At 45.6% G+C, this 14,845-nt stretch carries 9 protein-coding genes; 8 read left to right on the top strand and 1 reads right to left on the bottom strand.

What is annotated here, in order from left to right; all coding sequences use genetic code 11:
* Nucleotides 1–75 precede the first annotated feature (75 nt).
* From AC27IJ_RS02340 to AC27IJ_RS02315, 6 genes are all read left to right on the top strand, one after another.
* Nucleotides 76–1,563, top strand: coding sequence for a sugar ABC transporter ATP-binding protein (locus AC27IJ_RS02340; protein ID WP_312503199.1), 1,488 nt, complete (start codon nucleotides 76–78; stop codon nucleotides 1,561–1,563).
* An 18-nt stretch (nucleotides 1,564–1,581) separates the two neighbouring features.
* Nucleotides 1,582–2,550, top strand: a complete 969-nt coding sequence (locus AC27IJ_RS02335; protein WP_312446428.1) for an ABC transporter permease — start codon at nucleotides 1,582–1,584, stop codon at nucleotides 2,548–2,550.
* Nucleotides 2,551–2,679: 129 nt separating this feature from the next.
* Nucleotides 2,680–3,627 (top strand): sugar ABC transporter substrate-binding protein, encoded by a 948-nt coding sequence (locus AC27IJ_RS02330; protein WP_312446429.1) that lies wholly within the window; start codon nucleotides 2,680–2,682, stop codon nucleotides 3,625–3,627.
* Between the two features lie 9 nt (nucleotides 3,628–3,636).
* Complete coding sequence (locus AC27IJ_RS02325) at nucleotides 3,637–4,950, top strand: sensor histidine kinase (protein ID WP_312446430.1); 1,314 nt, start codon at nucleotides 3,637–3,639, stop codon at nucleotides 4,948–4,950.
* Nucleotides 4,943–5,611, top strand: coding sequence for a response regulator transcription factor (locus AC27IJ_RS02320; RefSeq protein ID WP_313256573.1), 669 nt, complete (start codon nucleotides 4,943–4,945; stop codon nucleotides 5,609–5,611). Before AC27IJ_RS02325 ends, AC27IJ_RS02320 begins: the two co-directional genes overlap by 8 nt.
* Before the next feature lie 69 nt (nucleotides 5,612–5,680).
* Nucleotides 5,681–6,961, top strand: a complete 1,281-nt coding sequence (locus AC27IJ_RS02315) for an ABC transporter substrate-binding protein (protein WP_487147363.1) — start codon at nucleotides 5,681–5,683, stop codon at nucleotides 6,959–6,961.
* Between the two features lie 161 nt (nucleotides 6,962–7,122).
* Here the strand turns inward: AC27IJ_RS02315 and AC27IJ_RS02310 are convergent, their stop codons facing one another.
* Nucleotides 7,123–11,847, bottom strand: coding sequence for a DUF7601 domain-containing protein (locus tag AC27IJ_RS02310; protein WP_487147321.1), 4,725 nt, complete (start codon nucleotides 11,845–11,847; stop codon nucleotides 7,123–7,125).
* Between the two features lie 322 nt (nucleotides 11,848–12,169).
* Between AC27IJ_RS02310 and AC27IJ_RS02305 the strand changes: the two genes are divergently transcribed.
* Together AC27IJ_RS02305 and lepB are read left to right on the top strand one after the other, a co-directional pair.
* Nucleotides 12,170–13,585 (top strand): hypothetical protein, encoded by a 1,416-nt coding sequence (locus AC27IJ_RS02305; RefSeq protein WP_487147320.1) that lies wholly within the window; start codon nucleotides 12,170–12,172, stop codon nucleotides 13,583–13,585.
* A gap of 703 nt (nucleotides 13,586–14,288) precedes the next feature.
* Nucleotides 14,289–14,831, top strand: a complete 543-nt coding sequence (gene lepB, locus AC27IJ_RS02300) for a signal peptidase I (RefSeq protein WP_312446438.1) — start codon at nucleotides 14,289–14,291, stop codon at nucleotides 14,829–14,831.
* Nucleotides 14,832–14,845 lie beyond the last annotated feature (14 nt).

Below are 14,845 nucleotides of genomic sequence, written 5' to 3'. Positions count from 1 at the left end.
TGGGACGCCCTCCGGGCGCTTTTTAACGGTAAATCCCAGAAGGCAAAGCAAAAGTGAGAACAGGCAGGTGAGTTTATGAGCGAAAAGATTCTGCTTCAGATGAAAAATATCCATAAATCCTTCCCAGGAGTAAAGGCGCTTTTGGGAGTGGATTTAGAACTCCGTACCGGTGAGGTCCATGCGCTTCTTGGGGAGAACGGAGCCGGCAAGTCAACGCTAATAAAGGTTTTGGGCGGCATTTATATAGCGGAAGAGGGAGATATTTTCATTGATGGCCAGAAGGTGATCATTGACGGAGTAAATACGTCCCATGCAAACGGTATCTCCATCATCCATCAGGAGCTGGTTCTGGTTCCTCATATGACCGTAGCGGAAAATATCTTTCTGGGACGGGAGCCAGGAAAGGGCGGCTGGATCAATCATGAGGCCATGGAAAAGGATGCCCAAAAATTACTTGATGCCTATCATATGAACATTGATGCCCAAGCACTCGTTAAAGATTTAACCATCGCCCAGCAGCAGATGGTGGAGATCGTAAAGGCGATTTCCTATAATTCCAGGATCCTGGTTATGGATGAGCCGACCTCCTCCATTTCGGATAAGGAAGTGGAATTTTTGTTCCAGACCATGCGGGCGCTGACAAAGAAAGGCGTAGGCATTGTTTACATTTCCCACAAAATGGATGAACTGGAGCAGATCTGTGACAGGGTGACCGTATTGCGGGATGGTGCATTTGTAGGAACGGAAGTCGTTAAGGACACCACGAGAGATAAGCTGATCGCCATGATGGTTGGCCGGGAGCTGACAAAATACTATACCCGTGATTATCTGGAGCCGGGCGAAGTGGTATTAAAATGTGAAAATATTGCAGACGGAAAAATGGTAAAGGGAGCCAGCTTTGAGCTGCGTAAAGGGGAAATCATAGGATTTGCAGGACTTGTGGGAGCAGGGCGCAGTGAAACCATGAAATGCATCTTCGGCCTTACTCCTGGTTCTACGGGAGAGATTTACGTGGAGGATAGGGAAGTGAAGATCAAATCCCCTGTTGATGCCATGAAATTCGGTATTGCCCTGGTGCCGGAGGACAGGAAGCAGGAGGGGCTTTACAAAGTGCAGACCGTCCGCTTTAACTCTACCATTGAAGTGCTTAAATCCTTTATAAAGGGAATCTGGGTGGATTCAAATAAGGAAGAGAAGATCACTCAGGAATATATTGATATGATGGACACCAGGACACCGTCCCAGGAGCAGTTAATTGGAAACTTATCCGGCGGAAACCAGCAGAAGGTCATGATCGGCAGATGGCTTGCAACCTCTCCTAAGATCCTGATTCTTGATGAGCCTACCAGAGGCGTGGACGTAGGGGCAAAATCAGAAATCTACGGGATCATGAACGAGCTGGTAAAGGATGGCGTGTCCATCATCATGATTTCCTCCGAGCTGCCTGAGATCTTAAACATGAGCGACCGGGTTTATGTCATGTGCGACGGCAGGATCACAGGCTGTTTCAGCCATGAGGAATGTGTCACCCAGGAAGAGATCATGAAGCTGGCAGCAAAGTAGGAAAGAGGGGAAAATCAAATGACAACAAGACTTCAAAAAAATATTAAGCAATACTTGAAAGACAATATCGGTATTATCGGGGCATTGCTGATTCTGTGTATTTTCTTATCCGTATTTCCAAAGACCAGCGGTGCCTTTCTCACACATAAGAACATGTTCAATGTGTTAAGGCAGATTTCATCCAACTTATTCCTGGCATGCGGCATGACCATGGTCATTATTTTGGGAGGCATCGATCTTTCTGTAGGCTCTATCATCGCTTTGTCCGGCTGTGTGGCGGCCGGCTGTGTGGCCCGCTATAATCTCCCCATTTTTGCAGCAATCATCATTGGCGTGCTCATCGGCATGGCGGTGGGCATGATGAACGGTGTGGTCATTTCCAAAACCACCATTCCTCCGTTTATCGTAACCCTTGCTACCATGAACGTGGCAAAGGGTCTGGCGTATGTATATACCGGCGGTTCACCGGTGCGGGTGGTTACGAAGGCATGGCAGTTTCTTGGTGCCGGTTACATCGGCGGAGTTCCCACGCCCGTCATACTTCTGGTATTTGTCCTGATCATAACGGCGGTTATCATGAATAAGACAAAGCTGGGGCGCCATATCTACGCGGTTGGCGGCAACGCCCAGGCGGCGAAGTTCTCCGGCATCAGCACCGCCAGGGTAAAGCTTCTGGTTCATACATACTCCGGCATCATGGCCGGCCTTGCCGGTGTGGTATTGGCCTCCCGCATGTACTCCGGGCAGCCCACAGCAGGTGACGGTGCGGAAATGGATGCCATCGCAGCAGTTGTGGTAGGGGGTACTTCCATGGCGGGCGGTTCCGGAAAGATCGGAGGAACCATTATCGGCGGCCTTATCATCGGTGTTTTAAACAACGGGCTGAATCTGATGAATGTCAATTCCTTCTGGCAGTATGTGGTGAAAGGCATCGTCATTCTTCTTGCCGTATTCATCGATTATTTAAGAAACAAAAAGAAGGATTAATATCATGTCCTTACAAAAGCGTTTCCTTAAAAAAGAGACGCTTTTTGTGGTATACTATCCAAAGCAATGAGCAGGATTCGTTCGCTGCACTTCGGTACAATAAATAGACCATATTAGGGAGTGAAACACATGAAGGTGAGGACAGGATTATTCGTTCTGGTCATTGGAATATTGGCCCTCTTACCCGGCTGCAGAAGAAATGAGGGGGAACCAAAGCAACACGAGGCTCTCCTTTTTGGGGCGACCTATATGACCAGGAACAACCCCTACTTTGACGTTTTAAACCAGGGGATCGAAGAGGTGGTTGAGGCCAATGGGGATATTCTTCTCACCAGGGATCCGCTGCAGGACCAGGAGAAACAGAATGAGCAGATAATGGAATTGATTCATGAAGGAATCTGCATGCTGTTTTTAAATCCGGTGGACTGGGAGGCTGTTTCCCCTGCCCTTGATGCGTGCAAAGAGGCTGGAGTTGCCGTCATCAATGTGGATACCGTGGTAAAGGACAGGGATTCTGTCATATCCATCATAGAGACGGATAATTATCAGGCAGGTCAGCTTTGTGCCCTGGATATGATGAAGCGGAAGAAATCCGCCAACATCATAATTCTGGACAACCCCATACAGATGTCCATCACCTACCGTTCCCAGGGGTTTACCGACGCCATTGCAGGCAACGAGAATTACCGGGTGGTGTACCGCCATGCGGCCGGCGGGGAAATTGAAGTGTCTTCCAAGGTAATGGAGGAGATTTTAAGAAAAAACATTGATTTTGATGTGATCCTTGGCGGCAATGATCCTACGGCCCTGGGGGCCCTGGCGGCTTTGCAGCAGGCCAAAAGAGAGGAAGGGATCCTGATCTACGGGATCGACGGTTCACCTGATTTTAAAGCAATCCTGGATATGGGCTATGTAACCGGGACCAGCGCCCAAAGTCCTAAGTCCATTGGCAGGGTTGCGGCAGAAACAGCATACCGGTATCTGGCAGGAGAGCCGGTGGATAAATACATAAGCCTGCCCAGTACCCTGATCACAAAGGACAGTCTTGATAATTACGAAATTGACGGTTGGCAGTAGGTAGAAGAGATGGAAGCAAAAAAATACAACAGCCGGATCGGCCTCCTCCAGGTGGGGATTCTGGCCCTGAACATGATCTCGGTCATGGGGATCAGCATATTTATTTACTGTACAATTGAAAAAATCCGCAGGGTGTACGCTGCAAGGGAATTTTTAAACGGGATCCAGGCGATTGTGTGGTATCCTTACGCAAAAATCTGGCTCTGCGCCCTTCTTTTGGTATTGCTTACCTTAAGCATGGTGATCCGGGACCGTTTGTTTCCCAATAACAGCAAGGTCATACTCACCAGCCTGGTGGCGGATTTTATCATATGTTTTATAATCATCATCCTTTTAAATTTCAATTATAACGGAATCCTGCTGCTGGTGTTTTCCAATGTCATCATGTATGTGAAGAATGGAAAATCCAGATATATCCTGGCCGCTGTTGCAATCGGAAGCTTCATATTGGCTGATTATGAGCTTTTGTCCATTTCCTACCGCCTCTATTCCATCCAGGATTATATCTCTTATTACAGCGTATCGGTGCAGCAGTACCTTTTAAGTGTATACAATATTTTAATATCCTTAAATGTCATTGTGTTTGTTGTGTACTGTGTCAATATCATCAACGAACAGCAGGGAAATTTAGATGAGATCCACGGACTCAATGAAAAGCTGCAGGAGGTCAATGAGCAGCTGCAAAAATATTCCCTTATGGCTGAAAAAATGGCTGAGACAAGGGAAAGGAACCGCCTGGCACGGGAGATTCATGACACCCTGGGCCATACCCTGACCGGGATTGCAGCAGGGATCGATGCCTGCCTTGCCATCATCGGAACTTCCCCGGAGCAGACGAAAAAGCAGCTGGAGCTGATCTCCATGGTCACCAGGGATGGGATAAAGGATATCCGCCGCTCGGTCAGCGAATTAAGGCCGGATGCCCTGGAGCGTTTCAGCCTGGAATATGCCATTAACAAAATGGTCACGGATATTAATGCTGTATCAGAAACCAGGATCTATTTTGATTGCAGGGTCCAGAATTTAAAGTTTGATGAAGATGAGGAAAATGCCATCTACCGTGTCGTTCAGGAAGGGATCACCAATGCCATCCGCCACGGACATGCCAGGGAAATCTGGATCACTGTGAAAAGAGAAAATCAGGACATCCTGGTTCAGATTAAGGACAACGGGATCGGCTGCGAGGAAATGAAAAACGGCTTCGGCACAAAGCATATGAAAGAGCGGATCAGGATGTTGAGCGGAGTTGTGACGTTTGATGGAAGCAATGGGTTTATTGTCAATGCAAGAATACCGATTCGGAGGGGAGAGACTTATGATTAAAGTATTGATCGCGGATGATCAGGAATTAATCCGTCAGAGCCTGCAGATCGTATTAAACAGCAGGCAGGACATGACGGTGACCGATGTGGCTGCAGACGGCCAGGAGGTGATCCGGTGCGTGAGAAAGAACGTGCCGGATGTGATTTTAATGGATGTGAGGATGCCAAAGATGGACGGAGTTCAGTGCACGAAGATCATAAAGGAAAGCTATCCACAGATCAAGATCATCATACTGACCACTTTTGACGATGATGAATACGTGTATAACGCGCTGAAATACGGGGCAAGCGGGTACATGTTAAAGGGTGTTTCCATGGATGAGTTAGTAGGAGCCATCACAACGGTTTACAATGGATGGGCAATGATCAATCCGGATATAGCGGCAAAGGTGCTGCGTTTCTTTTCACAGATGGCCCAGGCGGATGATACCATATCTGTCCGGGAGAAGAACATGGATGAACTGACCAGGACGGAATGGAAGATCATCGCCCAGGTGGAGAAGGGGGCCAGCAACAAGGAAATTGCAAAAACCTTAAACCTTTCCGAGGGAACGGTCCGCAATTACTTAAGCACGATTTTGAATAAGCTGGATTTTAGGGACCGTACACAGCTGGCCATCTGGGCTGTCCAGACCAATGTAAGAAAGCGGATAGAAACTTAGAAAGTAAAATAGAACAACAAAGGGGAAGCAGCAATGGGGAAGTGGAGAAAGCGCCTTTGCATCAGTACCATGATAGCGGCACTGATTACAGCGGCCTTGATTTACCGCGGTCAGCATAGGGAAATCATCCTTGAATTCGGCATGTTCACAGGGAGCAACTGGGATGTGGCCAGTGCCAACAGCTTTAAGATCATAGACAAGGCGGTCAGACGATTTGAGGAGTCACACCCGAATGTGAAGATCCATTATTACAGTGGAATCGCAAAGGAGGATTATTCGGAATGGTGCGCCCGCAAGCTGTTGGAAGGGGAGATGCCGGATGTGTTCATGATTCTGGATTCAGACTTTGACAAGTTTACCTCCCTGGGAGTCATGAAGGATCTGGATGATCTGATGAATGGGGACAACACATTTCATAAAGAGGATTTTTTCACCACGGCCTTAAATACGGGCCGGCGCAATGGACGCCAGTATGCCCTCCCCTACGAAACAGTTCCCACGCTCATGTTTGTAAACAAGTCTCTCCTGGCAAAGGAGATGATCCAGATGCCAAGGGAAGACTGGACCTGGGAGGATATGTACGGGATATGCAGGAGGGTGACAAAGGACACGGATAAGGACGGGCTTTTGGACCAGTTCGGTACTTATAATTACAGCTGGCGGGATGCATTTTATACCAGCGGGGGAAAGCTGTATGATGAGAGCCAGGACCAGCTGTCCTTTACAGATGGCCGGGTGCTGGACGCAATCAAATATATCAAACGGCTGAACGACTTAAACCAGGGGCAGAGCGTCACCCAGGAAGATTTTAATGAGGGAAGGGTAGCGTTTATGCCACTGACCTTTGCAGAATACCGCACCTACAAGACCTATCCCTACCGGATCAAGAAGTACACCAGATTCCAGTGGGACTGCATCACCTTCCCGGCGGGCAGGGAAGGAGAAAACATATCAAAGGTAGATGCCCTTTTGATGGGGATCAACAGCAGGACAAAGCATGAAAAATTGGCATGGGAATTCTTAAAACAGCTTACCTATACGGAAGAGATGCAGATGGATGTGTACCTGTATTCCCAGGGGGTCCCGGCCTTAAAGAGCGTAGCTTCTTCTAAGGAAGGAGCGAATATCATTCAGGAAGATATGGATGAGGGAGAGCAGGTCATCAGCAGCACGCTGCTGTATAATGTCATTGAGGAGGGCATTATTGAGCCTAAGTTATTGCAGTATCAGCAGGTCATGAATCTGGCTGATGGGGAGGTATCAAAGATTTTGCAGGAAAATAAAAATGTTGACAGCAGTATGAAAATATTCCAGAGGACGATCAGTAAATATCTTCAGCAGCAGAAGTGAAGATAAGACGCATGCCGTTGATTTGATATGTGCTCTTTCTTTTTGCAAAAAACGGGGATGCCGCAAAATTAACGTGAGTTGTTTTGCGGCATCCCTATCTGTTTCATATTCTGTTTTTGAATCTTGCAGTACAGATTACTTTATTACAAATGATTCAGCAATTATTTGTTAGTATATTTTCTCAGCAGTATGTTTGCAGATGCTGCCATGCCTAAAAGTGCCGAGATGCAAAGCAGGCCGTAAATAACCATATCGCCGGATACGTTGTCGCCGGTTTTTGGCAGACCATTTCTTCCGTATCTGGTTCCGGTAGGAATATTGCCGTTGATGTCAACCAATTCGTCGGGGGTTTTGCCTTCCATGTTGCCGGTAGGTGTACTGCCGTCTACGTTGACTGTGGGATCTGCCGGAACAGGAGCAGCAGGTGTTGTCGGTGTGTTAGGCTTGGCAGGCACCTTTGGATTGCCGCCACCGCCGCCACCGCCGCCTGAGCTGGTGGGTTTGCGGTATGTGTTTGTAAATGCAGCGGTTGATGATACAAGGGTGCGGATAGTGCCTGTGTCTCCTGTATTGGTGGTCGTGTATCTTTCAGAGGAATAGTTTGCCTCTGTCACCTGATATTCGGTTCCGTCAGGCAGTCCGGTGATGGTGATGCTTTCCCCATCTGCGAGAGAAATCTTATCGCCGCTCTTGATGGTTCCGTTGGAAACACCTTTTCCCGTATAGGAATAGGTACCGCCTGCTTTAAAGGTCACTGTAAAATCAAACTTCTTTTTGGTGTCGGCTCCACTTCCCGCAACTGTTTTGCTGATGGTCAGGCTTCCTGGCATAATCTTCGTGTTGATGAAGGAGGCTATTTGTTCCTCATCTGTCCGAATGGTGCCGGACGAGCCTGTAGAGGCAGTGGAAAATCCGTTATTGGAATAGTCTTCTTCAATTACCTCGTAGGTAATATCTTTTGGAAGTCCGGTGATGGTGATGCTCTGCCCATCCGCGAGAGAAATGGTATCCCCGCTCTTAATTGTTCCGTCAGGAACCCCGTTTCCTTTGTAGGAATAGGTGCCATCTGCTTTAAAAGTAACAGTGAAATTAAACTTCTTATTGGCTTCACCGCTGTTTCCGGCAACGGTTTTTTTGATGGTCAGGCTTCCTGGCAAGAAATTTGTGTTAATAAATTCGGCAATCTTCACCTCATCGGCTGCAATGGTGCCGGATTCGCCGTTACTGAAACTCTGATATCCATCACTGGAATAATCTTCTTCCGTTACCGCATAGGCCGTATCCTTTGGCAGTTCCAGAATGGTGATGCTTTGGTTATGGGCCAGAGATATGGTATCCCCGCTCTTGATGGATCCATTTGGAACTCCGATTCCGATGTAAGGATAGGTACCGGATATATCACTTAAGGTCAGTGTGAAATTAAATTTCTTATTGGTCTCTCCACCGTTTCCGTCCACTGTTTTTTTAATGGTCAGGCTTCCCACCGTATTATCATGGAAGTTTTTAACCGTGATAGTATTTGCATTTGCTCCGGATTTGCCATCAATGGAGGTAATGACTGTTTCACCGGTGGTCGTAACTGACAGAGTATGCTTGATTCCCTCCAGATTGTAGCCTGCTGGTGCTGCAGTCTCCAGAAGTATGTATTCTCCATCAGGAATGACCTTGAGCTTAAGTGTTCCGTCATTGGCAGTGATTCCTTTTTTTATGACAGTCACGCCGTCTAAGGCAAAAAGTGTAAATTCAGCACCTGGAAGACGTACGCCTGATCCATCAGTTTTTGTTATGGTGATATAACCATTTCTTTGCATGCTGGCACCGCCGTCAGCAGCAGTAATGGAATAGGGCTTACTTGTTTCTTCCTGTTTGGTGCTGTCTCCATATAAGGATACCTTATTGGATACGGAACCAGGTTCTCCTGTAATATCCGTAATATAGCTGAAGCAGTATGCTTTTTTGCTGTCAGGAATCATGAAGCTCAAAATCCTGGTTGTGTTATCGTAGGAAATATTTTCCCCCGGTATTAAGGTGACTTCATCTCCTGAGGCATAGGTGCCGTCAGCATTCAGGGTCATCTCATTAACCGTAATGTTTCCGCCGGTTAAGAGCAGAGCTCCGCTGGCGTTGGTTCGTAAATCGATTCCGGTTGGCAGCGTATCTTTTAGTACGGAACCTGTCTGCGGAAGATTATAAGGCTTGTAATACACGGTCCATTTCAGCTCCCCGGCTTTGGGAAGGGTATTGGATTTCTCAAGAATCTGGCTGTTAATGGTAACTTTCTGAGAACTGGGCACTTCCGGGGATTTGTCGGTCTTCAGGCTTAGATTATTAGTTACATTCGTTGCCTTATTGGTGTCAAAGTATCCGGCAGCCGTTTCGCTGGTTGGCCTTGCCTTGACCAGAATCACATATGGCTTATCAAGGGGATTAAACGTAAACGTGGCTGTTCCTCCGCTGAAACTGGAAGTAAGACCTGTGACTGTTACCGGTGCAGAGCCTGCCGCCTGAACACTTCCGCTTCCGTCAGGGTAATTGGTTCCTTCAAAAATCAGGTAATCCGATCCGTCTATTTTATCGAACACCCAGCCAGTGGGTAAAGTATCGGTAACGGTTGCCGTTCCCATTATCTCTCCGGCTGCATTTACCATGTTGGTCAGATCCATGCCGTTTGCGTTGACGCTTAAGCGGAAAATCACGGATTTGTCTTGATAATCAAATCCTTCCGAAGCGTTAGTGGTGCGGTTGTTGACTCCGGCGGCAGGATCAGCCATGGCTTCACGCTTTAACATCTCCTTGGAGAGCATCTTGCTTTGATAGCCGGGGGTTGCCGTTGCTTCATTCAGCTTTGCGTTGGAGCTGAAGAGAGAGGCGGTATTATAAACGGTTGACGATTGGTTTGTTGCAAATATTTCCGGGTCTAAAACCTGACTTTTAAAAGTAAAGGTGCTGGCACCGGAACCAGCGCCGGTGAGAAAACCGGTGATTTCTAATAAGTCGGCTACCGGAACGCCGCCCTGATCAATCTGGTGCACGGTCAGAGTGAGACCCGATCCTGAAAAGCTGTTTTCTATATACTTTTGGCCATAACGCGCCGTTAAATCGCCGGGAGTAATTCCAGCAGGAATCCCCGTAGCAGATGAGAGATCAAATCCACTTGAGCTGTTTCCATAAACAAGAAGGTCGTATACCTTGGGATCAGGTATTATCTGTTCCCTTGGATCAACGGTAACCTTCCAGGTGACCTCACCGGTGGACGGATTGGCAGTGCCTTCCTTCTTAATGGCATTATACCCGATACCGACACCAACATTGCCCGAGCCATAGCCGGGGCCTGTCAGACCATCCCATTTGATGTTTGCAGAGTTAGTAAAGGTGGTTACTCCGGTAGTAAGGTTTGTGTCCAGTACTTTCGTTACGATGGTAAGTTTAATTTGGGAGTTTATATCACCTATGACGTATTCACCGCTTGCTCCAGGATCAGGAAGATTTACATCATTGACCCAAACGGTACCGTTCCATGTCTGCCATTTTGCAGATAAAAACTGTAAACCGGAAGGAAGTACATCAGTGATAACAGCATTGTCAAGCTTTGCTCCATTGTGGTTAGCAGTTATGGACCAGGTGATCGTGCGGTTTGTAGGATCATAAATACCTGTACTGCCCTTGTCACTTGATTCGCCAGACTTCTCAATCCATTTCGGAGTCCATGAAACTGTAAATTGTCCTTCCTTTTTTAATGTATCCTCTTTATCCAGAAGCTGTGCTTTGTTACCGATTGTCTGTCTGGAAGAGGAATAGTAGGAAGCATCGGGTATTTCGGTTTTGAAGGTCACCTTTTTGGGGCTTGTTGAACCCGCAGGAAAGGTATAACTGATGACCTTGCCATTCTCCGCAGGAGTAACACCGGTATTATCTACCATAAATGAGCCTGGGATATATTCTCCTACGCTTGTTAAATCATCAGAAAATTTATAGCCCTCTAAATCAATGCCTTCGCCTGATTTGGCTGCGGAAATATTTACCGTCCATTCAATGCTTTTACTTGTCAGATCAACTTCTCCTGATTTTAACACATTATAAATGGTCTCAACCGGAGGTACCGTAACGGTGTAGGTTTTGTCTAAAATGGTTATGAGATGATCTCCTTCACTGCCGGCAGAGCCGCTGGAATCATACTTTAAAGTTGCGCTGAACTTACAGCGTACATTATTAAACACTTCATTGAAGACATCCGGGTTTCCATCAAAGTCAACCTGGGCATACATTGTACCTGAATCAGTGAAAAAGGTCACATGGCCGACCAAAGTGTTATTTTCACTTCTTAAATCAATATTTGTGCCGGAGACCAGCTTAAAGGCATTGCTCAGCTCAAAAATCGCTGTGTCGCCCAATTGTACTGTGGTGGGAGCAGGGGTTATGCCGCTGAAGTCATCCCCATCCACCGGTACTCGAAAGGAGACTTCCACAGAAATAGTATCCGTGCTTGTTAAAGTTTCCCCTTCGTTGATTATTTTTCCGTTTTGCTTGATGGTCTTTTTCAGTTCCATGAGTGCACTTGTTTTATCCTCTGAACTGAATGCCACCGGCAGAAGACTTACGCTGGAAGGTGTCGCCTTTGGTGCGCCTGATGTACCGCCTTTACCAGAATCCGTTGGATCCCTGTCTGCATTGGAAGGAGTTCCCGTGGGATCATCAGTTTTTTCATGATCGTTGACCACCGGATCCCGGTCCGCATTGGAAGGGGTTCCTGTGTTCACGTTGATTACGTCTTCACCAGATGTTCCCAGCCCTTCGGCCCATACATTGTTGAGCGGCGAAAACATGTTTAACGCGAGCATCAATACCAGCAGCCAGCTTACCAGCCGTCTATGTTTCCTTATTTTCAATCTCATTCCTCCTCTTGTTACTGCCTTTCATCTGTTTTTCAAGCGTACGCCTGAGAATGACGGCCTTATATTTGAAGTAATTCCTCCGCCTAAGGTTCCCGCCTCAGCGTAAAGAATCCTACAAAGATTATATAGGTAGGTTTTTCCTGATGCTTGAAAGTTTGGATAAAAAGTTACGGGAAAATAGACAGGAAAGAAAAAATATGTAACAATATTTTCCAGGAAAAGAAAAGAGAGGATGAAAACGTCACACTGAAATAGACAAAAGGAAAAAACCGTGTTACAATATTTTGCAAAACAGGAAATAGTGGGGGAGCAAGAGATGAAAACCGGTAAATTGCTGGAAGAGCTGATCGATATTGCACAGACGCCGAAAACAGACTTTGCAATCAGCATGAATATGACTCCTAGTGGATTAAGTAAGATCCTAAAAGGAGGCAGGCTGCCTTTTTTAAAGGAAAAGAGGGCATTCAGCAGGCAGGCTGCCGCCTATTTTGCCGAGGTTCTGTATGGCCACGGCTGTTATTTAAAATTTATGCACATCTTTCCGGTCCTTTATGATTTCAGTTCCAGATATGAACTGGAAATGTTTCTGGCCTATGCCATAGAATATGCTTTTGATAAAGATTTTGATGAAGAGAACAATGGAAATATGGGCTATCCTGACAGGGAGGCCAGCTTTTTGGGAAAAAAGACCATCCTGAACATGTTCTGTGTGCTTGTTTCCGATCATATTTTGGTCAATCATGATATCCCCCTGGAGTTTTACAGTACCATCCCTTTTTTTGACCAGTCTTATTCCGATATTTTCCAAAGGATAAAAATATCAAGCTCACAGAAGCGGGAAAGAGCTGCCTTTAACCACTTTTTTGATATGTCCGCTATTGAGGCGTCAGCCAGCGATAATAATACGGACCTTCTCTCCGCCATTGTCGAGGCACAGAAGTATGTGGATTTGAATTTATGGAAAGCCACAAAGGAAATGAATCACACCTTTTTGCTTTTGAAGGGACAATTTCTTCTGCTCTTCAGCCTGCAGCTGGATGGGATGCCTCTTATGACCTTTGTCAGTCATAAAGGCTATATAAATGTATTCTTTAATTCACTTGTAAAAAAGGACGCCAAGAAAATAAGCTATAGCGGAAGGGAGGCATCAGCGGCTTTAGAAGCAGACCCAACGATTCTGCCCAGGCAGATGGGCAGGCATGTAGATGCCGTATATAATTTTATATCCATCGGTTATTTAGTAGAAGAAAAGGACTTAGAGCCTGTAAATGGCAGGGAGGTCTCAAAAAGAGCCATTCTGGAACTTTTTCATAAAATTCTGGATAAGGAAACCACTTTTTTCGTGACGGTTGATGCGATGCTTGGCTTTTGTTCTACAGGAAAAGCCATTGTACCCCTTTTTGGTGCCATCGACTTTCCTCCCGAGAAACGTATCCCGTACCTGCAAAGGTTTAACACCTTTATTAGTGATAAAAGCTCTGACAAAGTCAGGATTATTAACAGTGAGCGGCCGAAAGCGGCAATCTTCTGTTTGCAGGGACTAAATCTGATTTACATAATTGATCATGATTATAAGACGGAAAAAATCCATTGCTTTGAAACGAATCTGTTCAATGATATTTTAAGCAGGGAAGCATCAGGAAACACCATGAAGTTACTGGATTTCAGCCCGGACTTATGGCTGGCTTATCTCGATGAAATGTCCAGGAACCTTGGGAGAACTGCTTTATAAAAATATACAGAAGATTTTAAAGGCTAAGGTATAATGCCGGAGACAGGCTTTGCTGATGTCAAAAATTATATAAATATTAACGTTCAAAGAAAACCGGTGCCAGGACACAAATCCTGGCACCGGTTTATTTGCTGATTTCTAATCAAAAGTCTGGTAATAAATATTCTGGTTTTTTATCCTTGGTATTCTGACATTTTTACCTGAAGTACGTAACCCCCAATTTTGGCGAAGTGATTTGGTTAATATGAAATTCAGTTCATTAAATACCTAATTAGATGCGTAATACCTCTTTTTGGTTTGATTTCTGATAAAATGTGTCAGATATAAATATGAGGTTTTCTTTAATGTTTTGCAAGATTAAGATAAGAATTTTATAGAAGAAAGGGTCAGAATATGGTAAGGAAATTTATATGAAGACAGTTGATGTCAGAAATGGAAAAGTACTGGCTTTCTAAATTATACTTGCTAAGTTAAGTTAATTTTAAATAGTTTAAAAAGGAGCCACCAATGCGTGTTTTCAAGGCATTACCAGTAGAAAGTTACGATAGAACAGTGGTGTAGTTTGGAGCAAAAAGACAGCTGTTTATACATTAATCAATACAAATTGAGTAAAATGGGATAAAGTAATTTTGAGAGAAATTGTTAATCGAAATAAGGGAAATAACCAAAATCTACATGCAGCAGGAAGTGGGTTTGTGCAAATATGGAAAGGTCAGGAAAAATTTATCAGCCAAAACATGCCGCAGTAACGAATTACTGCAGCCAGTCATTCTGGCTCTTACTTATAAAATGTACTGTGACTGCGGTGGCGGCAGCGGTGATTTTTAATACATTGTTTGGCATTGCAGTTGTATCGGGGACCTCGATGGAACCGACTCTTTATGATGGAGATGTAATCGTATTCTGGAAACATTCAAGTTCCTATGAAAGAGGAGATATTATTTTTATTAAGGCAAATGGACGGAAAGATTACGTCAAACGTATCTGCGGCATATCCGGAGATGTACTGGGGTTTGATGATGATAACGGACTTTTTCTCTTAAATGGAGAAGTACAAAGAGAGCCGTATATCTATGAAAGGTCTTATGGGAAGACGAAAGTAGGCTATCCGCTCATGCTTTACGAAGGCCAGTATTTCGTTATGGGAGATCACCGAAGTGATTCACTGGACTCCCGTAACTATGGCGCTGTAAGTAAAAAACAGATCAGTGGAAAGGCGCTCATCATATTTCGTGGTGGGTTATGAACGTATGAAATTTT

The sequence above is a fragment of the Lacrimispora sp. YZC11 genome, from assembly GCF_057543815.1.
Note: the sequence above shows the minus strand (reverse complement) of the source record. Positions and strands in the feature narration are given on the sequence as shown.